Raw genomic sequence first — 24908 nt, forward strand, 5'->3', positions numbered from 1 at the left:
GCGAAATCCGTTACCCGAAACGGCCTCCCCGGCCTGACAATCAGGGACCACCCAGGGGAGGACGACATGAGCCAGGACCACCTGACTCTTCATGAGCTGCTGCCGCCGCACGAGCTGGCGGCCGCGCTCGACGCGGGGCACGTGACGCGCAAGGCACACCCGGAACTGCCGCTGTCCATCTACACGTACACAAGGACATGCCAGTACGAGCGGGTGTGGAATCGCGTGACCACCCGCTGCCGCGGTCTCGTGGCCGACGACACCACCGGGGAGATCGTCGCGCTGCCGCTGCCGAAGTTCTTCAACGTCGGCGAGCACGAGTCCGGTCAGCCGTACGCGCCCGGCCTCCCCGACGAGCCGTTCGAGGTGTACGACAAGGTCGACGGCAGCCTGGCCGTGGTCTTCCACTACGCGGGCCGGTGGCGGGTCGCGTCCAAGGGGTCGTTCGTCAGTGTGCAGGCGACCTGGGCGCAGCGGCTGCTCGACGGGAAGGACACCTCCGGGCTCCTGCCGGGGGTGACCTACCTCGCCGAGATCCTGTACCCGGAGAACCGGATCGTCGTGGACTACGGCGACCGGCGCGACATGGTCCTGCTGGCCGCGTTCGCCAAGGACGGCACCGAGGTCGCCCTGGCGGAGGCCGCGGCCGGCTGGCACGAGATCGGCTCGGTCGTCACCGTCCGGCCCGCCCTGCCGCTCACCGACCTGCTGGCCATGACGGACGGCAACCGGCTCCCGGACGGCGGGGCCGCCATCGGCACCGACGCGGAGGGCTTCGTGCTGCGCTTCGCCTCGGGGGTCCGTGCCAAGGCCAAGTTCGCCGAGTACGTACGGCTCCACAAGGTGCTCACCGGGGTGACCGAGCGGGACATCTGGCGCGGTCACGGCATCCAGCGGTTCGCCGGCCTGCCCGCCAAGCAGGTGGCGCAGGCGCTGAACTGCTCGGCCGAGGACGTCGTCGCGTCCGGTGGCAGGCCCCTGGACGCGCTGCTGGAGCAGGTGCCCGACGAGTTCGACGCCTGGGTGCGCGGGGTCGTCGCGGGCATCGAGAAGCAGGTGGAGGACCGTGAGCGGGCCATCGACGAGGCGTTCCGGTCCCTCGCCCACCTCGCGGGCGACCGCGGGGCCTTCGCCCGCGCGGTGCGGGAGCTGCCCGACGCCGCCGTACGCCCCGCCATGTTCCTGCGCCTGGACGACCGGCCCACCGAACTCGTGACGTACCGTTCCACCCGGCCGGAGGCGTCCGACCCCTTCAAGAACGACGAGGAGAACTGACCGTGCCCGTGGTACGCGTCATGACGGGCCTTCCCGCCTCGGGGAAGACGACCGCCGCGCGCGGGCTCCAGGCGGAGGCGGAGGGGCGGATGCGCCGCGTCAACCTCGACGATCTGCGGGCGATGCTCGACGTCCCGCAGCCGGAGGGGGCCGGGCGCCGGTCGTACGCGCACGAGCAGACCGTGCTGGCGATCCAGGACGCGGCGGTGCGGGCGGCCGTGGACGACGGCTTCGACGTCGTCGTGGACAACACCCATATGACACCGCACATCCCGAAGCGGCTGAAGGCGGCGGTGGCGGGGCTGGCCACGTTCGTCGTGCACGACTTCACCGACGTGCCGCTGGAGGAGTGCCTGCGGCGCGACGCCGCGCGGGAGCGCCCGGTCGGCGAGGAGATCATCCGGATCCTCGCCGACAAGCACGAGAAGTCCCGCCGGGGCGGCTGGCGGCTCACCGCGGAGTGGCTGAACGACCAGCCCCCCGTCGAGCCGTACACCGCCGACCCCGCGCTGCCCTCCGCGGTCATGTGCGACATCGACGGCACCCTCGCCCTGCGGGGCGACCGGGGCGCCTACGACTTCACCCGCTGCGAGGAGGATCTGCTGAACGTGTCGGTGCGGGGCGCGCTGCGCGCCTTCCGCGGTGCCGACGGCGACGCCGTCGTCCTGCTCTCCGGACGCGGGGAGGAGCACCGGGACCGGACGGAGGCGTGGCTGCGGGCGCACGAGGTGCCGTACGACGAGCTGTGGATGCGGGCCGCCGGTGACCAGCGCCGCGACGACGTGGTGAAGGCGGAACTCTTCGACCGGCACGTACGCCACCGCTACGCGGTACGGGTCTCCCTCGACGACCGCGACCGGGTGGTCGCCGTGTGGCGCCGGATGGGGCTGCCCACCTGGCAGGTCAATTACGGCAGCTTCTAGGCATCACGGCCGGTGCGAGGGCGGGTGGGCGACGCGGGCGGGCCGGCGGGCGCCCGCTGGTAAAATGGGGGCGCGCTTCGTCAGCGTTGGGGCCCGTACCGAAGGGGTACGGGCCCCGGCGCGTTCCGGGCGCCAGACCAGGAAAGGTTCTTCATGAACGCCAAGCAGCCGGCCTCCGGGCCCTCCTCCGCCGGCACCTCGGGACCGGCTGCCGGGGATCTGCCGCCGGCCGGGTCCTTCGACGCGCTCGGGCTGCCGTCGGCGCTGCTGCGGACGATGACCGGGCTCGGCGTGACGGAACCCTTCCCGATCCAGGCGGCGACGCTGCCGCACGCGCTGGCCGGCCGGGACGTCCTCGGCCGGGCGCGGACCGGGTCGGGCAAGACGCTGGCGTTCGGACTCGCGCTGCTCGTCCGCACGGCGGGCCGGCGGGCCGAGTCGAAGCGTCCGCTCGCCCTGGTCCTGGTGCCGACCCGGGAACTCGCGCAGCAGGTGAGCGATGCGCTGACGCCGTACGCGGAAACCCTGGGGGTGCGGCTGACGACGGTGGTCGGCGGGCTGTCGATCAACAAGCAGCAGGCCGCGCTGCGGGCCGGCGCCGAGGTGCTCGTGGCCACGCCGGGGCGGCTCGCCGACCTGGTGTCGCGTCGGGACTGCGTGCTGAACCAGGTACGGATCACGGTGCTGGACGAGGCGGACCAGATGTGCGACCTGGGCTTCCTGCCGCAGGTCTCGGAGATCCTGGAGCAGGTCCCCGCCGACGGGCAGCGGCTGCTGTTCTCCGCCACCCTCGACCACGACGTCGACCAGCTGGTGCGCGACCATCTGCACGACCCGGTGCTCGCCTCGGTCGACCGGGTCGCGGGCTCGGTCACCACGATGGAACACCATGTGCTGAACATCCACGGTGCCGACAAGTACGCGACCGCCACCGAGATCGCCGCACGGGACGGCCGGGTGCTGATGTTCCTGGACACCAAGGCCGGCGTCGACCAGTTCACCCGCCATCTGCGGGCCGGCGGGGTACGGGCCGGGGCCCTGCACAGCGGGAAGTCGCAGCCGCAGCGCACGCACACGCTGGGGCAGTTCAGGGACGGCCTGATCACCGTGCTGGTGGCGACCAACGTCGCGGCGCGGGGCATCCACATCGACGCGCTGGACCTCGTCGTCAACGTCGATCCGCCCGCGGACGCCAAGGACTATCTGCACCGGGGCGGCCGCACGGCGCGCGCCGGCGAGTCCGGGAAGGTGGTCACGCTGGTCACGCCCAACCAGCGGCGCGACGTGAACCGGATGATGTCCGACGCCGGTATCCGTCCGACGGTCACTCAAGTACGTTCCGGGGAAGCGCAGTTGAGCGCCATCACCGGGGCCAGGCGACCGCCGGCTGCGCCGAAGGCGAGCGGCGGCAACGCGCCCTTCCGCGGCATGGGCACCCGCCCCGGCCGTCCCGCGAAGGAGTCCCGCAAGGCCGCCGAGGCCCGCAAGGCGGCGGAGGCCCGCGCGGCGGCCCGGGTGCGCAGGAGCCGCTGACCCGGGCGGGCCCGCGTCAGGAGCCGGGCGCGAGGCCGAGGCGGGCGAGTGCCGTCGTGCCGGCGGCGGTGTGGCCGCCTCCGGCGAGCAGCAGCGTACGGGCCGACTGGTAGGGGCAGTCCGCCGCGTCGAACGCCTTCGCGAGGATGGTCCGGTGGGGCAGGTCACCGTCCAGGAGTGCCTGCGCACGGTCGAGTTGGGCGGTCACGACGGGGTTCCCGGCGACCAGGGTCCGGGCCGCGGCGACCCGATCGCGGGCCTCGGGGTGGCCGGTGAGCACCGACGCCTCCGCCCGCAGACCCACGTACCAGTGCAGCCAGATCCAGGAGACCCACTTCCACACCTCGTCGGGGGCCGGTGCGAGCCGTCGCAGGGCCGCCTCCGGGTCGCCGTGGTGGAGCAGGACCATGGCGTCGAAGACCGCGCCGTAGCCGTGGTGGTGCTCCGCCGCGGTGCCCGCCTGGGTGACGATGCCCAGCCAGGTCTCCCGTGCCTCGTGGTCGCCGCACAGGCCGTGGATCAGGGCGACCGACGCGGCGGCCGGGCCGAGCGAGAAGGAGCGCTTGCGGTCGCTGCGCCGCCAGGCGTCGAGGAAGACCTCGCTGCCGGTGAGCACGTCGCCCGCGTGGCCCGCGAAGGCGTCCACGACCAGCAGCCAGGACCTGGCGTGGTGTTGCACCTCCGCGAACAGGTGCTGGTCGGCGAGCTGCCGGGCCCAGCGGCGGGCCTCCGGCAGCCGGCCCACGCCGAGGGCTGTCCCGGCGGCCATGGCGAGGGCGTCCATCCGCTCGTGCGTGCGGGCGGGGGTGGGCGGCACCGGGGCGAGGACCTCGATCCGGCGCCGGGCGGCGGCCGCCGCGCCGAAGGAGTCGCCGGCCCAGGTCAAGGCACCGGAGAGCGCGTCGAGGGCGGCGGACTCGGCCACCGGGTCCCCCGCCCGCCGAGCGAGACCGACGGCACGTTCCGCGTGACCGACCGTCTCCTGCGCGGTGTTGTCCACGTCCCCCTGCACCGCACCGAAGGCATCCGCGACGACCGCGGCCTCGGCGAGGGCGAGCGCGGCCACGGCGGCGGCGGCGGCGGCGGCGGACGAGACGAACACCGGATCAGCCTCCCCGTCGACCGCGCCGGAAACATCGGCCGCAACCACCGCCGACGGCTCGCCCCCGGCGGCGGGTGCCCCGACCGGCACGTCGCCCCCGGCGGCGAAGGCCCCGACTGGCACGTCAGCCCCGGCGTCCGGCGGCAGGTCCACCTCCGCGTCCGGCGCAAGGCCGGCGGCGGCGGACGAGACGAATACCGGCCCCGCCGACGGAGCAGCCTCCCCGCCGACCGCGCCGGAAACATCCGCCGCAACCACCGCCGACGGCCCGTCCCCGGCGGCGGGGACCCCGCCCGGCACGTCGGCCCCGGCGGCGGAGGCCCCAACCGGCACGTCGGCCCCGACGTCCGGCGGCAGGTCCACCTCCGCGTCCGGCGCAAGGCCGGCGGTAGCGGACGAGACGAATACCGGCCCCGCCGACGGAGCAGCCTCCCCGCCGACCGCGCCGGAGACATCCGCCGCAACCACCGCCGACGGCCCGTCCCCGGCGGCGGGGACCCCGCCCGGCACGTCGGCCCCGGCACCCGGCGGCAGGTCCGCCTTCTTGTCCGGCGCGTGGTCGGCGGTGGCGGACAACTGGCGGTGGGCCCTCGTGAGCAGGGCGGTCACCTCGTCCACGGACGGGAGCCGGGCGAACTCGCTGGAGAAGCGGTACGCGACGGTGGCGGCGGCCGCCAGCTCGCACGCCGCTCCGGCCGTGTCACCGGCCTTCGCGGCGGCCTCGGCCGCGGCGCGGTGCAGGCGGAACATGTCGTCGCCGAGCCTGCGGCAGCCGGCCACCGCGGCGGCCTGCCGCAGCGCCTCGGCAGCGGCGGCGGCACCGGCCCTCTCACCGGCCTTCGCGGCGGCCGGGGCCACCGCGTCCTCGGCGCCGGCATCGCTCGCGAGCGCCGCCGCCTGCTCGTAGCGCTGCTGGGACTCGCCCGGCAGATTGCGGGTGAAGGTCAGCCCGGCCAGGGCGAGCGCCAGGCGGTGTGCCTTCCGGCGGTGCTCCGGGCGGTCGGCGGCCCGGGCGAGGGCGGCCCGCAGCTCGTCGGCCAGGGCGTCGAAGCGGGCGCGCCAGTCCGCGTCGTCGGTGCCGGTGAGCGCGGCCGCCCCGGCCAGGCACCAGTCCAGGTGACGGGACCGGACGTCCGACAGCTCGGCGGCGTCGGCGAGCCGCTCGGTGCCGTACTGGCGGATGGTCTCCAGCGCCTGGTAGCGGGTGCCGGTCGCGGTCGGTGTCGCGGTGAGCAGGCTCTGTTCGGCGAGCCGGCCCAGCCCGTCGGTGATCGCGGAGGCGTCCAGCGGGGCGAACGCGGCGACGGTCGCGGCCGCCTCGGCGGTGAACGGCACGACGAAGACCGAGATCCGGCGCAGCAGCGCCCGGTCCGGCGGCTCCAGCAGCTCGTGGCTCCAGTCCAGCGCCGCCCGCACCGACCGGTGCCGGTCCTCCGCGCGGGGCCCGCCGGACAGGATCCGCAGCTGGTCGGAGAGGCCGGCGATGAGACCGTCCAGGCCGAGGGTGGGCCACCGCGCGGCCGCGAGTTCGATGGCGAGCGCCATACCGTCGAGCCGTTCGCAGACGGCCGCGATCCGGTCGCGTACGGCGGGTTCCGGTGGCCGGCCGACCGCCGCGGCCCGCTCCAGGAACAGGGTCACGGCGTCCGACTCCGCGCCGCCGTCCCAGGACAGCGGCGGGACCGGGAACACCCACTCGAACGGCACCAGCATCCGGGCCCGGCTCGTCGCGAGGACCCGTAGTCCCGGGCAGGCGACCAGCAGCCGTTCCAGGAACGGCGCAACGCCGTCGCGTATCTGCTCGCAGTTGTCCAGCACCAGAAGGGCCTGACGGTCCGCCAGGGCGGTCAGCACCGACGCGTCGACACCGCGCCCGGGCTGTTCGCCCACGCCCACGGCCGCCGCGATCGCGGCCCCCACCCGTGCCGGGTCGGTGACCGGGGCCAGGTCGACGAACCACACCCCGTCGGCGAAGTCACCCGCCGCGTCGGCCGCCACCGCCAGCGCGAGACGGGTCTTGCCCACGCCACCGGGGCCGACCGCGGTCACCTGACGGCGTGTCTTCACCGCCTCCGCCAACTCGGCGCGCTCACGGGCCCGGCCGACGAACGCGGTCAGCGGCACCGGGAGGGAGGGCGTCGGGCGGGGCCGCTCGGTACGGGCCGTGTCGGCGGCGCGGCGGGAGAGCGCCCGCCGGTCCGGCTCGCCGAGCTTGCGCAACAGGGCGGAGACATGCGATTCGACCGTGCGCACGGAGATGAACAGCCGCGCGGAGATCTCCGCGTTGCTGAGGTGTTCACCGAGCAGCGCGAGCACTTCGGCTTCCCGGGCCGAGACCGCTGGAGTGGACATCGCCTCATTATCCGCTGTTCCGTGACGTCTCCGTGGTGGATTCCGTGCGTGGTGGATTCCGTGCTCACCACGGAGGCGGGCCACGGCTCCCGGGCGACAAGCTGTGACCACGGCGATCGCACCGGGCGGCACACCCGGCAGGGTCGCGGCCCGCCCACCGAACCGAGGAGCAGACAGTGACGACGACCGGTTCGTCCACCGCCCCCCGCCCCCGTACCCGTAGGCGCCGGGACACCGAGCACCGGCTCGCCCATGACGTCGACGTCTGGGTGGCCAGTGCCTCGGCGGACGGTGTGCCGTACCTGGTGCCGCTGTCCTTCGACTGGGACGGCGAGACGCTGCTGGTGGCCACCCCCGCCGACAGCCCGACCGGCCGGAACCTGGCCGCGAACCGGACCGCACGGCTGGGGCTGGGCGTGACCCGGGACGTGTCCATGATCGAGGGCCGGGTCGAGGCGCTCCCGATGGACGCGCTGCCGCGGGAACGCGGGGACCGGTTCGCCGCGCGCACCGGCTTCGACCCGCGGGAGTCCGCCACGTCGTACCGGTGGTTCCGTGTCACCCCGCGCCGCGTCCAGGCATGGCGCGAGGCAGACGAGTTGACGGGGCGTGAGCTGATGCGCGACGGCCGCTGGCTCGACTGAACCACCGTGCCGGACGCGTCCCCGGCCCGCCCCGCCGACCGCAACCGACCTGCAGACGAATCAGACAGTACGAGGAAGGGATCCATCATGACCACCGCACAGAAGACCCCCGGGACCGCCGACACCGCCGACACCGCCGACACCGCCGAGGCGAAGTTCGAGGGGTTCACCGCCGAGGAACGCGAGGCGATGAAGGAACACGCCCGGGAGCTGAAGAAGTCCGCGCGGCGCGACCCGCGCAAGGCCGCCGCGGACGCGGCGAGCGACGTGCTCGCGAAGATCGCCGCGATGGCGGACGCGGACCGCGTGCTCGCCGAACGAGTGCACAAGATCGTACGGACCGTCGCGCCGGATCTCGCGCCGAAGCTCTGGTACGGCATGCCCGCGTACGCCAGGGACGGCAAGGTCGTCTGCTTCTTCCAGAGCGCGCAGAAGTTCAAGTCGCGGTACGCCACGCTCGGCTTCAGCGACCAGGCGCGGCTCGACGAGGGCGCGCTGTGGCCCACCACCTACGCCCTCACGGAGGCGACCGCCGAGACGGAGGCACGGATCGGCGAGCTGATCAGGCGGGCCGCGGGCTGAGGCCCGGTCGCCGTCGCCGTCGCCGTCGCGGTCGCGGTCGCGGTCGCCGTCGCGGTCGCGGTTGCGGTCGCGGTCGCCGTCGCGGTCGCGGTCGCCGGGAGCGGTGTCCGGTTCCGCCGCCGCACCTACGATGGGAGCATGCCCGTCGTCCTCTTCGCAGGTATCCCGGTGAACGACTACACCGCGGCGCTCTCCTGGTACGAGCGGCTGTTCGGTTCCCCGCCGACGTTCTTCCCGAACGACGCCGAGGCGGTGTGGGAACTGGCCGAGCACCGCTACGTGTACATCGAGCACCGCCCCGGGCGCGGCGGCCACGCCCTGCAGACCGTCTTCGTCGAGGATCTGGACGCCCGCGTCGCCGGGATCGCCGGCCGGGGTCTGGAGCCCCGGACCCGCGAGACGTACGCGAACGGTGTACGCAAGGTCACCTACGAGGACCCGGACGGGAACGAGATCGGCTTCGGCGGCGGCCCGGGCTGACCGGCCCGGCCCTGACCTCGGCGTACCGGACCCCGCGCGTACCGGACCCCGCGCGTACCGAACGCCGGGCGTACCGAACCCCACCCGAACCGGACGGCATGCCGGTGCCGCGGCGGAGGCGTATGGTCCGCATATGGGTGACGTTCGGTGTGCTCGGGGCACGGTAGCGCCGCCGAGCCGGGGCGGGTGAGGGGGTTGCCCGGTCCGGGCGCCGGCGGTCCGCAAGCGCTGGAGCCCGTACTGACGGAGCTGGCCCGCGAGTGCGGCACCTCGGCGACGGCGGCGTATCTGCCGGTACCGGACGAGCCGGTGCTGCAGCTGGCGGTGCTGGGCGGGATCCCCTGGGACATCTCCATGCCCTGGACGCGGGTGGCGCTGAAGACGTCCTCCCCGGTGTCCGACGCCGTCCGGGAGCGCCGGCCGGTGTCGGTGAGCGGGCAGGAGGAGCTGGCGCGCCGGTATCCACGGCTGGCCCTGATCGTGCCGTACCGCTTCACCCTGGTCGCCGTGCCGATCACCACCGGCACCGACGTCTGGGGCGGTCTGGTGCTGCAGTGGCCGGCCGCGCATCCGCCGCGACCGACCCCGCGGGAACGGGAGAAGATCACCGAAGCCTGTGACCGTTTGGGGCTGCTCCTGCGGGCGGCGGCCGAGGCCGGCCACCCGGTACGGCCCGCCGCCGAGCCGGTGCTGCTGACCCCGCCCCGCAATCGGACCGCCGGACCCGACGAGGCACAGGCCGCGGTGGACTTCGCCGAGCGCCTGCCGGGCGGCTGCTGCTCCCTCGGCGCCGACGGACGGATCGCCTTCGTCAGCACCCGGGCCGCCGAACTGCTCGGCGCCCGCATCGAGGACCTGCTCGGGGCCAAGCCGTGGGAGGCGTTGCGCTGGCTCGACGAGCCGACCGCCGAGGACAGCTACCGGGCGGCCGTGCTCAGCCAGGAACCCGTGTCCTACACCGCCCTGCGCCCGCCCGACCGATGGCTGTCCTTCAGCCTCGTGCCGGACGCCACCGGCATCAGCGTCCACATCGCGCCGACCTACTCGGCGCACGCCCATGCCCCGGTGACGGCCCCCGCCGTGTCGCGCCCGTCCTCCCCCGCCGGACCGGGACGCGCCACCACGCTCTACCGGCTGATGCACCTGGCCGCCACGCTCACCGAGGCCGTCGGGGTGCGGGACGTGGTCGACCAGGTCGCCGACCAGGTGCTGCCCGCCTTCGGCGCCTCGGCCCTGGCACTGATGACGGCGGAGGACGGCAGACTGCGGATCATCGGCTACCACGGGTACACCGCCGAGCTGATGGAACGCTTCGACGCGGCCCCGCTCACCTCGGACACCCCGGCCGTACGCGCGCTGACCACCGGTGTGCCCGCGTTCTTCGCCTCCTTCGCCGAGCTCCAGCGCGCCTATCCGCCCGCCCTCCTCCAGGACGCCCGGGCCGCCTGGGCCTTCCTCCCCCTGATCACCTCGGGGCGCCCGGTCGGCTCCCTCGTCCTCGCCTACGACCGGCCCCACCCCTTCACCTCGGAGGAGCGCGGTGTCCTCATCTCCGCCGCCGGTCTGATCGCGCAGGCCCTGGACCGGGCCCGGCTCTACGACGCCAAGCACCAGCTCGCCCGCAACCTGCAGGCCGGGCTGCTGCCCCACACGCTGCCCCGTGTCGCCGGTCTGGACGTGGCCGCCCGCTACCTCCCGGCCACCCTCGGCATGGAGATCGGCGGCGACTTCTACGACCTCATCCGCCTCGACTCCACCACGGCCGCCGCCGCCATCGGCGACGTGCAGGGGCACAACGTGAACGCCGCCGCCCTCATGGGGCAGGTCCGCACCGCCGTCCACGCCACGGCCGGCGCGGCCCCCGACGAAGTCCTCACCCGGACCAACCGGCTGCTCACCGACCTCGACCCGGACCTGTTCACCAGCTGCCTCTACGCCCACCTCGACCTGAGCGCGCGCACCGCCCGCCTGGCCACCGCCGGGCATCCGCCCCCGCTGCTGCGCCACCCCGACGGCCGCACCGAGGCCCTCCGGCTGCCGCCGGGCCTCCTGCTCGGCATCGACCCCGGCGCGGGCTACGCGTCCACCGAGATCGCGCTGCCCGCCGGATCCGTGCTGGCGCTCTACACGGACGGGCTCGTGGAGGCCCCGGGCGTCGACATCGACGACGCGGTCGACGGCCTCGCCCACGCGCTCGCCCGCGCCGATCCGGCGGGGCCCCGCCCCATGGACACCGTCGCCGACACGCTCGTCCAGCACGCCCGCCGTTCCGCACCGCGCAGCGACGACATGGCGCTGCTGCTCATCCGCGCGACGTGAGAGAGGGCGGCGGCCGCCGTACAACCCGTGCGGTGCCCGGCTCGTCTTCCTCACCGAACGGAACAAACCGACCTGGAACACACCGACCCTTTGCACCGACTCTTCTTGTACCGACTCTTGTTGTACCGACTCTTGTTGTACCGACTTGTACCGACTCGTTCCGACGGGGGAACACATGAACGCGAACCGTACCCGGCGCGGCATCACCGCGGCCCTCACCCTCCTGCTGGCGGCCGCCCTCGGCGCCGCCGGAGCCGGCGCGTCGACCGCCGACTCCGCCGCACGGCAGCAGACCCACCAGATCGCCTCGTCCACGCTGGGCTCGGACTACCGGGTCACGCTGACCGCGCTGCGCTCGACGCAGGACGAGTACGCCGCCTCCGTGCGCCTTCAGGTCTTCACCCGGTCCGGCGGCACCTGGAAGGAGTCGGACCGCACGACAGTCGGCGACGCCGACGGCTGGTTCTGGTACCCCCTCACCGGCAAGGGCGCGGTCTGCACGTTCGCGACGGCGAGCACGGAACCGGCCCCACTGACGGTGAGCCTGCTGCTCACCCCGTCACTGGGCTGCTCGGACCCCGCCCGCTACCTGGTGAAGCAGGGCAGGATCGAGACGCCCTGAGCCCGCGCGCGGCGGGCGGGCTCGTTCATCTTCCCCCGGGCGCCCGTCTCCTCAGGCGCGGTACGCGGTCGAAGAGTGCGGCGAGGCGGGATGCCTGGGTGAAGAGGGTGGCCGGGCGGGAGCGGTCGGTGTCGAGGTGGGTGAGGGTTTCCATGCCGAGGTGGAGGGCGACCGCCGCGCTCGCGAGTGCGCGGACCCGGACGACGGAACCGAGGGGTTTGCCGCGGAGCAGGACCGTGAGCCGTTCTTCGGCCAGGTCCTCCCACTTCCTTGTCTCCAGGGCCAGTTGGGCGGCAAGGCGGGTTCCGGGGCGCGCGCCGGCGTACAGCTCCTGGACGGCGGCGATGTGGCCGGTCGCGGTGTCCTCGTCGTACAGCTCGCGCAGGCGCGCGATCGCGGGCACCGCACGGTCGATGCCGGCCAGCTCGGCCCGGTACCGGTCGATCCGGGCCCCGCTGGTCCGTTCCAGCGCCGCCACCAGAACGTCGTCCAGGTCCGCGAAATGGTAATAAATCACCCCGGGCGCGAAACCGCCGGCCTGCGCTATCGCCCGCGCGGTGGTCCCGCCGTGGCCGTTGCGGACGAGGCAGTCGAGAGCTGCCTCCAGGACGCGGTCACGGGTGTGGCGGGGGGCGCGGGGGGCGTCAGGCATCGTGCACGGGCCGGTCGTGCAGGTCCCGTTGGGCATGCTGTCGCACGCCGACGCCGCAACTGCCCCTGCTGCGGCCCGCGTTCTGAACGCTCGTTCTGAACATCCGTTCAGACTGCGGCAGTCGGCCTTCCGCGTCAATGGCCCGGGCATGTGCGAAGAGACTCCCCGGAACCGCTCCCGCCGGGATTGCGTACCTCTGTACGATCACCGGTCACATGCGGGGATGTGGGGTGGAGGGGGCGGTCATGGACGACAAGTCTGCTGGGCGAAGAGGTGGTTGGCGGTCGAGGGCCGTCGCCTCGGGGGCCGCGGCGGTGGTACTGCTGGGCGGCTGCAGCGCGGGGACGACGGACCGGGCGGCCGCGCCCGGAGGGAAGGCGTCCGGGTCGCCGACGCCTTCCGCTTCCGCGTCCGGGAAGGGGTCGGCGGCGGGTGCGGAGCCGTCGTCGGCACCGTCGGTGACGCCGTTCGCGGCGGACCCGGACCGCCTGCCGCGTTCGCGACGGGAGGGCGCCGCGCTCGCGGCGAAGGTCGCGATGCAGCCGAAGGACTGGGGCGCGGGCTTCCGGGCGCAGCCCCTCGCCCGCAGCGCCGCGGGCACCGTGGCCGTCCTGGACGACGAGTGCCGGTGGCAGCGCCGGGCCCAGCCCGAGGGCGTGCTCGGCTCCCTGTCCCGCTACAGCGAACTGCCGGGCGGCAAGAAGCGCGGCACGGTCAAGGTGACGGCGACGGTGACGGTGCACACCACGGAGCTCGGTGCCGACGACCAGCTCTCGGAGATGCTGGAGGAGGCGCTGCGCTGCCCGGAGCAGCAGGTACGCGCCGACGAGCGGATCGCGAAACTGATGTCCGTGGGCACCCCCCGCGGCACGCGCGGCAACAACTACGCCGACGACTCGATCGTGGAGACGGGCGTCTATCTGACCGGGAGCAGCGAAGCCCGGTACCGGTGGATGGTCACACGGCTCGGCCCGGTGACCCTGACGGTGTCGTTCAAGGGCGCCGAGGGCTGGGCCGACGCCGACCTGGAGCCGTACGTGACACGCGGCACCATCACCATGCTCGACCGGGCGGCGTACGAGCTGGGCGGGGGCGAGAAGTGATGGAGCGGCTGCGTTCCTCCGATCCGGCGCGGATCGCCGACCACCGTCTGCTCGGCCGGCTCGGCGCCGGCGGCATGGGTGTGGTGTACCTCGCGCGGACGGCCACCGGTTCACTGGTGGCCCTGAAGGTGCTGGCGGCGGAGTACGCCGAGGACGCCGGTTTCCGGGAACGGTTCCGGCGCGAGGTCGAGGTCGCCCGGCGGGTCGACAGCCCCTGGGCGGTGCCGCTGGTGGACGCCGACCCGGACGCGGAGGCACCGTGGCTGGCGACGGCGTACGTGCCCGGTCCGTCGCTGGCGGAGGCGGTGACGGCGTACGGCCCCCTCGACGAGCACGGGCTGCGGGTCCTCGGGGGCCGGCTGGCGCTGGCGCTGGGCGAGGTCCACCGGGCCGGGCTGGTCCACCGGGACCTCAAGCCGGGCAATGTGCTCCTCGCGCCGGACGGGCCCCGGCTCATCGACTTCGGCATCGCCCGGGCGCCCGAGGACCACTCGCTGACCGCTACGGGGTTGGTGGTCGGCACGCCCGGCTACCTCGCGCCGGAGCAGGCCGACGAGCGGGGCGGCCACTCCGTCGGCGGGCCCAGCGACGTGTTCTCCCTGGGCTGCGTGCTGGCGTTCGCAGCGACGGGCCGCCCGCCGTTCGGCACCGGGGCGCTCGACGCGCTGCTGTACCGGGCCGTGCACGACCCCGCCGACCTCGACGGCGTGCCTGCCGCGCTGAGCGGCCTGCTGTCGCGGTGCCTGGAGAAGGACCCGGCGCTGCGACCCGAAGTGACCGAGATCGTCACGGAGTTGCTGCCCGACGAGCCGTCGGACGACGCTCCCGCCTCCTGGCTGCCCGAGGAGGTCGTCGCGCTGATCGCCCGGCGTTCCGCCGAGGCGCTCGCGCTGCCGGACATCGAGGACACGGAGATAGCCGGCGGCACCTCTCCCGCGGCCACCGCCCCGACCGACAGGGCCCCGGTCCTGACCGGCCCGCGGAGCACCGCCTCCGTCGACGGCACCGCGTCCCCGGCTTCCGGCACCGACGACACCCGACCCACGGCCGCCGCCGACGCCCCCGGCACCCCCGCGCGGCGCCGCGCGCTCCTCCTCGGCGCGGGTGTGCTGCTCGCCGGAGGAGGGGCCACGGCCTGGTGGGCCGCCGGCCGGAACGACGGGCCGGACGGCGGGAAACCGGCCGCCGCCCGGCGCCCCGCGTACACCGTCGCGCTCCACGGTGACCTCAGCGGGGACCAACGCGCCACGGGCACCGCCCAGGAGCACGGACTGCGGCTGGCCGTCGAGCAGTTCAACGCCCGCCGCGACGCGCCCTTCCAGGTGGGTGTGCGGGCGGAGGACGACGGCGGCGACCCCGCCGAGGCGGCCCGCCTCGCGAAGCGGCTCGCGGACGACCCCACCGTGCTCGCCGTGGTCGGCCCGACCACGGACGCGACCGCCACGTCCGCGCTGGCGGCCTACGACGCCGCCCTCGTCCCCGTGCTGGCGGTGTCACCCGGCGCCATCGCTCTCGTCGTGCAGGGCTTCCGCTCGTTCCTGCACGCAAGGCTGCCCGACTCGGTGCTCCCCGTCTTCCTCGACGCGGTCCTGCGCGGAGCCGGACCGCGCAGGATCGGTCTCGTCGTCGACCGGTCCGCCGACAGCTACGGCTACGAGATCAGCAGCAGCCTGAGCACGCAGTTCCACACGCACGAGCAGCCGTTCGTGCCCCGGGTCGTCGGCACCCTGCGGTCCGGATTCAGGGACACGGTGGACGACCTGCTGGCCGCCGGCATCGACTCGTTCGCGTTCGCCGGACTGCCCGACCGGGCCGCGTCGTTCGCCCGGACGCTGAGCCAACGCGGCTACACCGGCGCCCGCGCCTCCGGACCGGCGCTACTCGACCCGCGTTTCCTCAAGGAGGCCAAGGAGGCGGCCGACGGATGGGAGGTCGTCGCACCGGTCGTCGACCCGGCGGAGATACCCGAGGCCGGCACGTTCGTGGGGGCCTACCGGAAACGATGGAAGCAGGCTCCGCCCCGTTACGCGGCGGAGTCCTACGACGTGACGTCGATGGTGCTCAAGTCGCTCGCCGGCCTTCCGTCCAAGGGCCGTACCCGCGAGAACCTGCTCGCCGCGCTGCGGGCCGCCAAGTACAAGGGGGTCACCAGGACGTACGCGTTCCAGAAGAACGGTCTGCCGGTCATCGACGGCACCGGCGGCTACCTCTGGCGTGTCGAGGACGGGGCGTTCGTGTACGGCGGCCCGGCGCCGCTGACCGCCTGATGGAGCCGCTGCGAGCCGCCGATCCGTCGCGGCTGGGCGCCTACCGGCTGCTGCGGCGGCTCGGCGCCGGCGGCATGGGCGTGGTCTTCCTCGCCCGCGCGCCGGGCGGGGCCTTCGCCGCGGTCAAGGTGGTCCGGGCGTCCTACGCGGACGACGCCGGGTTCCGGGCCCGGTTCCGCCGGGAGATCGAGGTCGCCCGACAGGTGGACAGCCCCTGGGTGGTCCCCTTGCTGGACGCGGACGCCGACGCGGAGGACCCGTGGCTGGCGACCGCGTTCGTGCCGGGCCCCTCGCTGGCGGAGGCGCTGGAAAGCCATGGACCGTGGTCCCCCGCGTCCGTGTCCTTGCTGGGGCTGCGTCTCGCCGAGGCGCTGGACGCGGTCCACCGGGCGGGGCTGGTGCACCGGGACGTGAAGCCGGGCAACCTGTTGCTGGCCCCGGACGGTCCCCGCCTGATCGACTTCGGCATCGCACGGACACCGGAGGGCACGGCGCTCACGTCCACCGGCGTCGTCGTGGGCTCGCCCGGCTTCCTGTCGCCCGAACAGGCCCGCGCGGGCGCCGCCGGCATCGGTCCCCCCAGCGACGTCTTCTCACTGGGCTGCGTGCTGGCCTTCGCCGCCACCGGGGCAAGGCCGTTCGGCAGCGGCGCGGCCGCCGGGGTGCTGCTGCGCACGGTCTACGACGAGCCCGAACTCCCGGGCATTCCGCCGGAGTTGGAGCCGGTCGTCCGGGCGTGCCTGGACAAGGATCCGGCGCGCCGGCCGACCGCCGTGGAGGTCGGGGCGGCCCTCGACGCGGCCGTACCGGCCGACCGGGAGCGGTGGCTGCCGGAGCCGGTGACCCGGCTGATCGCGGACCGGTCCGCGGCGGTGCTCGCCATGGGAGCGATCGAGCCGACGCGGGTGTCCGCGCCGACCCCCGCCGCCCGGGACGACGCGGTCCCGGCCGGCCCGGCGCCGGTGGACCCGGCGCCGGTGGACCCGGGCGCGTTGACGGTGGCCGCCTCGAAGGAGCCGGAGGTCGCGGGCCCGACCCGCCGCGGGTTCCTGGCCCTCGGCTCCGTGGGAACGGCCGGCGCCCTGGCGGCCGGCGGCGGGCTCTGGTGGTGGAACGGCCGGGACGGCCGGACGACCGGCGCGGGCGCCTCGCCGTCGTCCGCCCCCCGCACCGAACTGACCGTGGCCTTCCAGGGCGACCTCTCCGGCGCGAGCGGCGAGGCCGGGCGCGCCCAGCTCGACGGCGCCCGGCTGGCCGTCGCCCGGGTCAACGCCGACTCGGACCGGCCGGTGCGGCTGAGGCTGCGGGCGTACGACGACGGGGGCGAGCCCGGCCGGACCCGTGCCCGGGCCCGGCAGTTGGTGGCGGACGAGCGGGTCGTCGCGGTGCTGGGACCGACCACGAACGCGTGCTTCCTGGCCGCGGTGGACACGTACACCGAGGCCGTCCTGCCCGTCGTCTCCGTCTCGGTGGCGCTGGCCGCCCAGTCAGGGGGGACCGACAGCTCCGTCCTCGTCCCGCACGCGCAGCTGTCGCCCGGTGAGGAGTTGCTCGCCGCTCCCTGCGACACCTACCTCCTGGGCAAGGCCGACGCCCGCCGGGTGTTCCTCGTCGACGACCGGGCCGAGGGCGACTTCGCCTGGACGCTCTGCAACTTCATGGAGCGCGCGCTGGGCCGCTCCGGGAGGGACACGACCGTCACGAGTGTCGCGGCCGGAACGTTCGACGCCGCCGCGCTCGCCCGGAAGGCCGTCGCGGACCGCGCGGACGCCGTGGTGTTCAGCGGGAACCAGGAGCGGGCGGGGGCCTTCGCGGCGGCCCTGCGCGAGGCCGGGTTCTCGGGGGCCCGGGTCGCCACCCAACGGGCCCTCGGCGACCGGTTCCTGAAGAAGGCGGGCCGGGCCGCCGACGGCTGGGTGTTCGCCACCACGTTCGTCGACCCGGCCGCCACCCCGGCGGCCCGCGGGTTCACCAGGGCGTACGAGGCCCGGTACGGGAAGGCGCCCGGCTGGTACGCGGCGGAGGCGTACGACGCGATGCTGTTCCTCGCCGAGGCGTGCGCGGACGGGGACGCGCCCGTGGCCGAGCGCGGCGCGGTCGTACGCCGGATGCGCGAGGTGACCTACCGGGGCGTCAGCCGGACCGCCGCGTTCGACGCGAGTTACGGCTACAACCACGACGCGCTGTACCTGTTCCGCGTGGTCGGCCGGAAGTTCGACTTTCTCGGGCAGTACCAGCGGGCGGACGTGTAGGGCCGGTGGGTCCGGGCCGGCGTCCGGGCCGGTCGCCGGGGGTGCGGGCACCGACAGGACAGGACAGGCGCGGCACCGGGGCCGGGGCGGGGGTCGGGGATGGTCAACGGCGCCCGGTCCGAGGGGCTATCGTGCCTTCATGTCGCAGGACCTGATTCGTATCGTTTCCCGAGACTCGCCCATGGCCCTGGCCCAGGTGGAGCGTGTACGCGCCGAACTCGCCGTGCTGCACCCGGCGCTGCGCACCGAAGTGGTTCCCGTGAAGACGACCGGGGACAAGTGGATGGGTGATCTCTCCCAGGTCGAGGGCAAGGGGGCGTTCACCAAGGAGGTCGACGCCGCCCTCGTCGCGGGCGAGGCGGATCTCGCCGTGCACTGCGTGAAGGACATTCCCGCCGACCGTCCCCTCCCGGCGGGCACCATGTTCGCGGCGTTCCTGAAGCGGGACGACATCCGCGACGCGCTGGTGGACCCCGCCGGCCGCACCCTGGACGAGCTGCCCGCGGGAACCCGGATCGGGACCTCCTCCGTACGGCGCAGCGCGCAACTCGCCGCGTCGCACCCGCACCTGGAGTGCGTGCCGTTCCGCGGCAACGCCAACCGCCGGCTGGAGAAGCTCGCCGCCGGTGAGGCGGACGCGCTGCTGCTGGCCGTGTCCGGGCTGGAGCGGATCGGCCGGGCGGACGTGATCAGCGAGATCCTGTCCGTGGAGACGATGATGCCGCCGATCGGCGCGGGTGTCCTGGCACTGCAGTGCCGGGAGGGCGACGCCCTCACCATCGACACCGTCAGCGGTCTCGGCGATCCGGACACCCATCGCGAGACGCTTGCCGAACGGATGTTCCTGCACGTCCTCCAGGGCCACTGCAACAGCCCCATCGCCGGTTTCGCCCGCACGGACCGCGGCGGCGAACTCTCGCTGCGCGCCTCCGTGTTCACGCCCGACGGCAAGACGGTCCTCAACGCCCACGAATGGGCCGGCCGCCTCGACCCGGCCACCCTGGGCACCTCGGTCGCCGTCGCCCTGCTCCGCCAGGGTGCCCGCGACCTCATCGACGGCATCGCGCACTGACCCTCGCGATCGCGGGGCCGGTGCGCGCGCCACGTCAGCCGACGCGCCGGGTCAGCCGACGCGCCACGTCAGCCGACGCGCCAGGTCAGCCGATGCGCCACGTCAGCCGATGCGCCGGGTCAGTCGACGTGCCAGGTCAGTCGACGCGCCGGGTCAGTCGATGCGCCGGGTCAGTACCTGGCCCGGCCAAGTGCCGGAGCGGAAGGGGTCGGTGGCGGTGAAGCCGTTGCGTTCGTAGAACCTGACGAGCTGCCCGCCGCCGCCCGCCCAGCAGTCGACCCGGAGGAGCCCGACACCCGCCCTGCGGGTCTCCTCGGCGGCATGGGCCAGGAGGGCCGCGCCGACACCCCGGCCGGCCTGCCGTCGGTCGGACACCAACAGGCGGACGTACCGCTCGGGTTCCCCCGCCGGGGCGATCGGCAGCTGCGGGCTGGGGCCGGTGTCCAGGATCAGCGCGCCGACGGGTGTTCCGTCCAGTTCCGCGATGTACGGCGTGTTCTCGGTGGTGTACCGCTCGACCCGTGCCGGGCCGTCGGGTCGCCGCGAGTACGGGATCGTGCCCCACTGCTCGGTGTTGCCGCGCTCGTTCATCCAGGCCACCGCCCCGTCGAGCATGGCGAGAACGGCCGGGGCGTCGTCGGGGCCGCCGGGGCGGATGCACAGGTCGTGGGGGGTGCCGGTCACGGGGGAAGCCTAGTGGGGCCACGGTGGGGCAAGTGATCCGGTGTGTGCGGTCCGGTGCGGAGCGCGGTCCCACCGGGGCCCCTCGTCGGCACTCGCCCCTACCCCGGGGGCTTCCGCCAGATCCTGACCTCGGTGGCGGGCAGACGCTCCGCGCACGGGTGCCGGCCGGGTGCCGCCTCCTCCAGCAGTGCCCGCAGGTCCCGTTCGAACGCGGCCCTTCCGTCGCCGAACAGGTGCGGCGCCGCGTCGGACCGGGAGAACGTCCACGCCACGAGGTCGTCCGTGGTGCGGGGGACGACGTCGCCGCCCGGCACCACATGGCGTGCGAGGTCCACGAACCCGGCGCGTGCGATGACCTGTTCCTCCCCGCCCGGTGTGCCGTCGACCAGCACCCCCTGCCCCGCGCGGCGCACGGGGCCCAGGTACCGGCGCACCAGCCCGGCGATGCGTTCGTACGGGGGCGCCGGCGACGGCGGCGGCGCGGGCTCGGGGGGCGGGTCCCGCAGTTCGCTCACATGGACGAGCGCGCCGCCCGGTTCCAGCATCTCCCGCACGACGGCCGCGACACGGTCACGGTCCGTCCAGTGGAAGGACTGCGCGAACACCACGGTCCGGAACTCCCCCAGTCCCGCGGGCAGTTCCTCGGCGCGGGCGGCCACCCAGCGCGCGTGGGCCACCCCGCGCCGTGCGGCCTGCCGCCGCGCCTCGGCCAGCATGTCCTCGTCCGGATCGACACCGACCACCTCCTCGAAGTACGGCGCCATCGGCAGCAGCACGGTCCCCGGACCGCAGCCGACGTCCAGGAGTCTGCCCCGGCCGTCCAAACCCAGGGCCCCGGCGAGCGTCTCGGGAAGGCCCGGGGCGTAGGGGAGCCGGCCCCGCTCGTAGTGCTCCGCGCTGCCCCGGAAGAGCGTGCGGTCCCACTGCCATCCCTCAGGCATGCCGCCCCCTAGAGCGCGAACCCCAGCAGGGCGACTTCGAGCGGAAGCGCGGGGCGCTCGGGGAGGGCGGGAGGGTCCTGGCCCCGGCCGGTGTGCGTGGGCGGGACGGGGCGGAGGGTCCTGATCCCCTCGGCGGCCCATCCCGCGTCCGTCGGCGGCAGCGACAGCGTCATGCGGCGGCCGTCGGCCAGCCTGGTCTCGAAGGTGGTCGGGTCGATCGTCGTCATGGCAACCCACTTCCGTCGCGCACCGGGTGCGGTCCCGCTCCACCCGTACCGACGTCTGTGCGGTCAGAGAAGTTCCCGCCCGCCCCTGACCCGCCCCTGACCCACCGCCAACCCGCCCTCGACCCGCCCTCGACCCGCCCTCGACCCGCCCTCGACCCGCCAGAAAACGTGAACTGGCGTACGAGAAGCGGCTGTCGGGACGTAAATTGTGTCCGGAACTCCTCGCTTCGGCTGAAAGACGGACGGTAGACATGACCGACCACGCGACCACCCCCGGACCGGCGGCGCAACAGAAGATCGACACCTCGGTGCCCCACTCGGCCCGTATCTGGAACTACTGGCTGGGCGGGAAGGACAACTACCCCGTCGACGAGCAGGCCGGCGACGCGTACACCGCGGTGTTCCCCGGCATCGTGACCATCGCCCGCAGCAGCCGCGCGTTCCTGCGCCGCAACATCACGTACCTGGTCGCCGAGGCGGGCATCCGGCAGTTCCTCGACGTCGGGACGGGCCTGCCGACCGCGGACAACACCCATGAGGTCGCGCAGCGGATCGCCCCCGAGGCGCGGATCGTCTACGTCGACAACGATCCGCTGGTCCTGGCCCACGCCCGCGCCCTGCTCTACTCCACACCGGAGGGGGCGACCGCCTACGTCGACGCCAACGTGCTCGACCCGGACCGCATCCTCGCGGCCGCCGCCGAGACCCTGGACCTGAACCGGCCCACCGCGCTGATCCTCAGCAACATCCTGGGCCATGTCGCCGACCACGACCAGGCGCGCTCCATCGTCGACCGGCTGCTCGGGGCGCTGCCGTCCGGCAGCTACCTCTCCGTCAACGACGGTTCCCGGGGCATCGACCCGGTCTTCGAGCGGGCCCAGGACGGGTACAACGAGAGCGGCGCGGTGCCCTACAACCTGCGTACGGTCGAGGAGATCACGTCGTTCTTCGACGGTCTGGAACTGCTGGACCCCGGCGTGGTCTCGGTCCCCCTCTGGCGTCCGGACGCCACCGACCCCGCCCCGCAGGTCATCGCCGAACACGGCGGCCTCGCCCGCAAGCCGTGACGTCTCACGTCACGACGTCGTACGCCATGACGTCGTACGCCAAGACGTCATGCGCCAAGACGTCATGCGCCCCCACGTCATGCGCCATGACGTCATGCGCCCCCACGTCGTGCGCCGGGGCGCCGCGCGCGTAACCCGCGCGCACCCGGGCCCGGCCTCCACCGGAGCCAACCCGCGTCCGATCCCGCACCGACCGGCGCCCGCCCCCGCACGGGGGCGGGCGCCCTGTGCTGTCGTGCCCCGCACCCGGCGGCCGGAACGTGTCGGTGGCGAGCTCCGGCATGCCGCCGACATCGGCGAAATCCCTGACCACCGACGGTGGTTGAACGATCATTTTCCGGCCAAACACTTGGCGTGCTCCTGACACAACACTCACACATCTGTCACTCTGTGCCCATCCCGTCTCACGACGGAGCACGCGCACCCGCATCGCAGCACTCCCTGCTCCACCCGGTGCCTCGACCCGTGCACCGGGTCCTTCGTACGGCCGCTCCACCAACGTCGGCCGCAGCTAAGGAGTTCGCGTGAGATCCACCCCCCACAGACGTACCACGGCCACGGCCGCCCTAGTCGTCGCGGCGGCCATGCTCGCCGTAGCCGCCCCCGGCGCCCCGGCCATGGCACGCGGTGACGGCGGAGAAGGCACCGCCCGTCCCGTGGCCGCGAAGCCGGACCGCGGTGCCCTGCCCGCGAAGCTCACCCCCGGTCAGCGCGAAACCCTCATCCGCAAGGCCGAGAAGGCCACGGACACCACCGCCGACCGCCTCGACCTGGGCGGCCGGGAGGAGTTGCGGGTCCGCGACGTCGTCAAGGACGCCGACGGCACCGTGCACACCCGCTACGAGCGCACCTACGCCGGACTCCCCGTGCTCGGCGGCGACCTGGTCGTCCACGCCGCGAAGTCCGGCGCGATCGAGAGCGTCACCCGCTCCTACAAGCCCACGCTGAAGGTGGCGGACCTCAGTCCCGAGGTCAGCAAGGCCACCGCCGAGAAGCAGGCGCTGGCGGCGGCGAAGAAGGAGGGGTCCACCAAGACCGCTCCGGACAGCAGCCGCAAGGTCGTCTGGGCCGCCAAGGGCACGCCGACCCTCGCCTACGAGACGGTCGTCAGCGGCTTCCAGCACGACGACACGCCCAGCGAGCTGCACGTCATCACCGACGCGCAGTCGGGCAAGAAGCTGTTCGAGTACGAGGGCGTGCACACCGGCACGGGCAACACCCGCTACAGCGGCTCGGTGACGCTCGGCACCAGCCAGTCGGGTTCGTCGTACACGCTGACCGACGCGGACCGCGGCAACCACCGCACCTACAACCTGAACCGCGGCTCGTCCGGGACGGGCACGCTGTTCAGCGGGAGCGACGACGTCTGGGGCGACGGCACGGCCGCCAACCTGGAGACCGCCGGCGCGGACGCGCACTACGGTGCCGCGCTGACCTGGGACTACTACAAGAACGTGCACGGCCGCAACGGCCTGCGCAACGACGGGGTCGCCCCGTACAGCCGGGTGCACTACGGCAACAACTACGTCAACGCGTTCTGGCAGGACACCTGCTTCTGCATGACGTACGGCGACGGGTCGGGCAACGCCAACCCGCTCACCTCCATCGACGTGGCCGCGCACGAGATGACGCACGGTCTGACCTCGGTCACCGCCAACCTCGTCTACAGCGGCGAGTCCGGCGGGCTGAACGAGGCGACCTCCGACATCTTCGCCGCCGCCGTGGAGTTCGCCGCCGGCAACAGCGAGGACGTGGGCGACTACCTGGTCGGCGAGAAGATCAACATCAACGGCGACGGCACGCCGCTGCGTTACATGGACAAGCCCAGCAAGGACGGCTCCTCGCGGGACTACTGGTCCTCCACGCTCGGCAACATCGACGTCCACTACTCCTCGGGCCCGGCCAACCACTGGTTCTACCTGGCCTCCGAGGGCAGCGGCGCGAAGGTCGTCAACGGCGTCTCCTACGACTCGCCGACCTTCGACGGGCTGCCGGTGACGCCGATAGGCCGCGAGGCCGCCGAGAAGATCTGGTTCCGGGCGCTCACCACGTACATGGTGTCCGCGACCAACTACGCCGCCGCGCGCACCTACACCCTGCGCGCCGCCGCCGACCTGTACGGGCTCGGTTCGCCGACGTACAACAACACCGCCAACGCCTGGGCCGCGATCAACGTCGGCTCCCGGATCCTCGACGGTGTGACGGTCATCCCGCCGGCCGCGCAGTACACCCTGACCGGACAGGCGGTCACGCTGGACGTCCAGGCGTCGTCCACCAACCCCGGCGCCCTGTCGTACACGGCCACCGGTCTGCCGGACGGGCTGTCCATCGACGCGGCCACGGGACGCATCTCGGGCACCCCGACCACGGCCGGGAACTGGACGCCGACCGTGACCGTGACGGACGCGGCCGGCAAGACCGGGACGGCGAGCTTCGCCTGGCGCGTGGACGAGGAGGGGAACCAGTCGGTGTTCGAGAACACCGCCGACTATCAGATCCCCGACAACTCCACCGTCGAGTCCCCGATCAACGTCAACCGGGCCGGAGCGGCGCCCAGCACGCTCACCGTGGACGTGAACATCGTCCACACCTGGCGCGGTGACCTGGTCATCGACCTCGTGGCCCCGGACGGCACGGCGTACCGGCTGAAGAACTCCTCCTCGTCCGACTCGGCCGACAACGTGGTCGAGACGTACACGGTGAACGCCTCCTCCGAGACCGCCGCCGGCACCTGGAAGCTGCGGGTGCAGGACGTGGCCAGCCTCGACACCGGCTACATCAACAGCTGGAAGCTGACCTTCTGACACACCG

The 24908-nt window shown here is 73.9% G+C and carries 19 protein-coding genes; 14 read left to right on the forward strand and 5 right to left on the reverse strand.

All coding sequences use genetic code 11. The features are described from left to right. The first annotated feature begins 66 nt into the window (after positions 1-66). The 3 genes from PYR72_RS08740 to PYR72_RS08750 all read left to right on the forward strand — a co-directional run bounded on the left by PYR72_RS08740 (position 67) and on the right by PYR72_RS08750 (position 3731). Positions 67-1275 carry an RNA ligase gene (locus PYR72_RS08740; protein WP_275454759.1) on the forward strand — a complete coding sequence of 403 codons (1209 nt, stop codon included), beginning with the start codon at positions 67-69 and terminating at the stop codon, positions 1273-1275. 2 nt (positions 1276-1277) lie between these two features. Next, positions 1278-2198, forward strand: coding sequence for an AAA family ATPase (locus PYR72_RS08745; protein ID WP_275454760.1), 921 nt, complete (start codon positions 1278-1280; stop codon positions 2196-2198). 153 nt (positions 2199-2351) lie between these two features. Further along, positions 2352-3731, forward strand: a complete 1380-nt coding sequence (locus PYR72_RS08750; protein WP_275454761.1) for a DEAD/DEAH box helicase — start codon at positions 2352-2354, stop codon at positions 3729-3731. Between the two features lie 16 nt (positions 3732-3747). Here PYR72_RS08750 and PYR72_RS08755 read toward each other — a convergent pair whose 3' ends face one another. Then, on the reverse strand, positions 3748-7185 hold the full coding sequence (locus tag PYR72_RS08755) for a LuxR C-terminal-related transcriptional regulator (RefSeq protein ID WP_275454762.1): 3438 nt from the start codon (positions 7183-7185) through the stop codon (positions 3748-3750). Positions 7186-7361: 176 nt separating this feature from the next. On the opposite strand from PYR72_RS08755, the gene PYR72_RS08760 reads away from it, so the two are divergent. The 5 genes from PYR72_RS08760 to PYR72_RS08780 all read left to right on the forward strand — a co-directional run bounded on the left by PYR72_RS08760 (position 7362) and on the right by PYR72_RS08780 (position 11832). Beyond that, on the forward strand, positions 7362-7829 hold the full coding sequence (locus PYR72_RS08760) for a pyridoxamine 5'-phosphate oxidase family protein (RefSeq protein WP_275454763.1): 468 nt from the start codon (positions 7362-7364) through the stop codon (positions 7827-7829). Positions 7830-7916: 87 nt separating this feature from the next. Next, on the forward strand, positions 7917-8411 hold the full coding sequence (locus tag PYR72_RS08765; RefSeq protein WP_275454764.1) for a DUF1801 domain-containing protein: 495 nt from the start codon (positions 7917-7919) through the stop codon (positions 8409-8411). A gap of 138 nt (positions 8412-8549) precedes the next feature. After that, positions 8550-8891, forward strand: a complete 342-nt coding sequence (locus PYR72_RS08770) for a VOC family protein (RefSeq protein ID WP_275454765.1) — start codon at positions 8550-8552, stop codon at positions 8889-8891. A gap of 186 nt (positions 8892-9077) precedes the next feature. Then, entirely contained in the window at positions 9078-11210 is a 2133-nt protein-coding gene (locus tag PYR72_RS08775) for a SpoIIE family protein phosphatase (protein ID WP_275454766.1), read from the forward strand. 175 nt (positions 11211-11385) lie between these two features. Further along, the gene (locus tag PYR72_RS08780) at positions 11386-11832 is read left to right on the forward strand and encodes a hypothetical protein (RefSeq protein ID WP_275454767.1); all 447 of its coding nucleotides are present in this window, start codon (positions 11386-11388) and stop codon (positions 11830-11832) included. A 25-nt stretch (positions 11833-11857) separates the two neighbouring features. On the opposite strand, the gene PYR72_RS08785 is transcribed toward PYR72_RS08780, so the two are convergent. Further along, positions 11858-12484 (reverse strand): TetR/AcrR family transcriptional regulator, encoded by a 627-nt coding sequence (locus PYR72_RS08785; protein ID WP_275454768.1) that lies wholly within the window; start codon positions 12482-12484, stop codon positions 11858-11860. 458 nt (positions 12485-12942) lie between these two features. On the opposite strand from PYR72_RS08785, the gene PYR72_RS08790 reads away from it, so the two are divergent. From PYR72_RS08790 to hemC, 4 genes are all read left to right on the forward strand, one after another. Beyond that, positions 12943-13587 (forward strand): hypothetical protein, encoded by a 645-nt coding sequence (locus PYR72_RS08790; protein WP_275454769.1) that lies wholly within the window; start codon positions 12943-12945, stop codon positions 13585-13587. After that, a complete protein-coding gene (locus tag PYR72_RS08795) occupies positions 13587-15854 on the forward strand; it encodes a bifunctional serine/threonine-protein kinase/ABC transporter substrate-binding protein (protein WP_275454770.1) in 2268 nt (755 codons plus the stop codon). Before PYR72_RS08790 ends, PYR72_RS08795 begins: the two co-directional genes overlap by 1 nt. Continuing rightward, complete coding sequence (locus PYR72_RS08800; RefSeq protein ID WP_275454771.1) at positions 15854-18106, forward strand: ABC transporter substrate-binding protein; 2253 nt, start codon at positions 15854-15856, stop codon at positions 18104-18106. Before PYR72_RS08795 ends, PYR72_RS08800 begins: the two co-directional genes overlap by 1 nt. 139 nt (positions 18107-18245) lie before the next feature. Further along, the gene (gene hemC, locus PYR72_RS08805; protein WP_275454772.1) at positions 18246-19178 is read left to right on the forward strand and encodes a hydroxymethylbilane synthase; all 933 of its coding nucleotides are present in this window, start codon (positions 18246-18248) and stop codon (positions 19176-19178) included. Between the two features lie 153 nt (positions 19179-19331). Here hemC and PYR72_RS08810 read toward each other — a convergent pair whose 3' ends face one another. From PYR72_RS08810 to PYR72_RS08820, 3 genes are all read right to left on the reverse strand, one after another. Then, positions 19332-19862, reverse strand: a complete 531-nt coding sequence (locus tag PYR72_RS08810; protein WP_275454773.1) for a GNAT family N-acetyltransferase — start codon at positions 19860-19862, stop codon at positions 19332-19334. A 98-nt stretch (positions 19863-19960) separates the two neighbouring features. Next, the gene (locus PYR72_RS08815) at positions 19961-20803 is read right to left on the reverse strand and encodes a class I SAM-dependent methyltransferase (protein ID WP_275454774.1); all 843 of its coding nucleotides are present in this window, start codon (positions 20801-20803) and stop codon (positions 19961-19963) included. Between the two features lie 8 nt (positions 20804-20811). Next, positions 20812-21030 (reverse strand): hypothetical protein, encoded by a 219-nt coding sequence (locus tag PYR72_RS08820; protein ID WP_275454775.1) that lies wholly within the window; start codon positions 21028-21030, stop codon positions 20812-20814. 251 nt (positions 21031-21281) lie between these two features. Between PYR72_RS08820 and PYR72_RS08825 the strand changes: the two genes are divergently transcribed. Next, positions 21282-22097, forward strand: a complete 816-nt coding sequence (locus PYR72_RS08825) for an SAM-dependent methyltransferase (protein WP_275454776.1) — start codon at positions 21282-21284, stop codon at positions 22095-22097. 524 nt (positions 22098-22621) lie between these two features. Further along, positions 22622-24901: a M4 family metallopeptidase gene (locus PYR72_RS08830; protein ID WP_275454777.1), complete on the forward strand. Its 2280-nt coding sequence runs from the start codon at positions 22622-22624 to the stop codon at positions 24899-24901. Positions 24902-24908 lie beyond the last annotated feature (7 nt).

It is taken from the genome of Streptomyces sp. VNUA24, from assembly GCF_029167005.1.
In the GTDB taxonomy this organism is placed as follows: domain Bacteria; phylum Actinomycetota; class Actinomycetes; order Streptomycetales; family Streptomycetaceae; genus Streptomyces; species Streptomyces scabiei.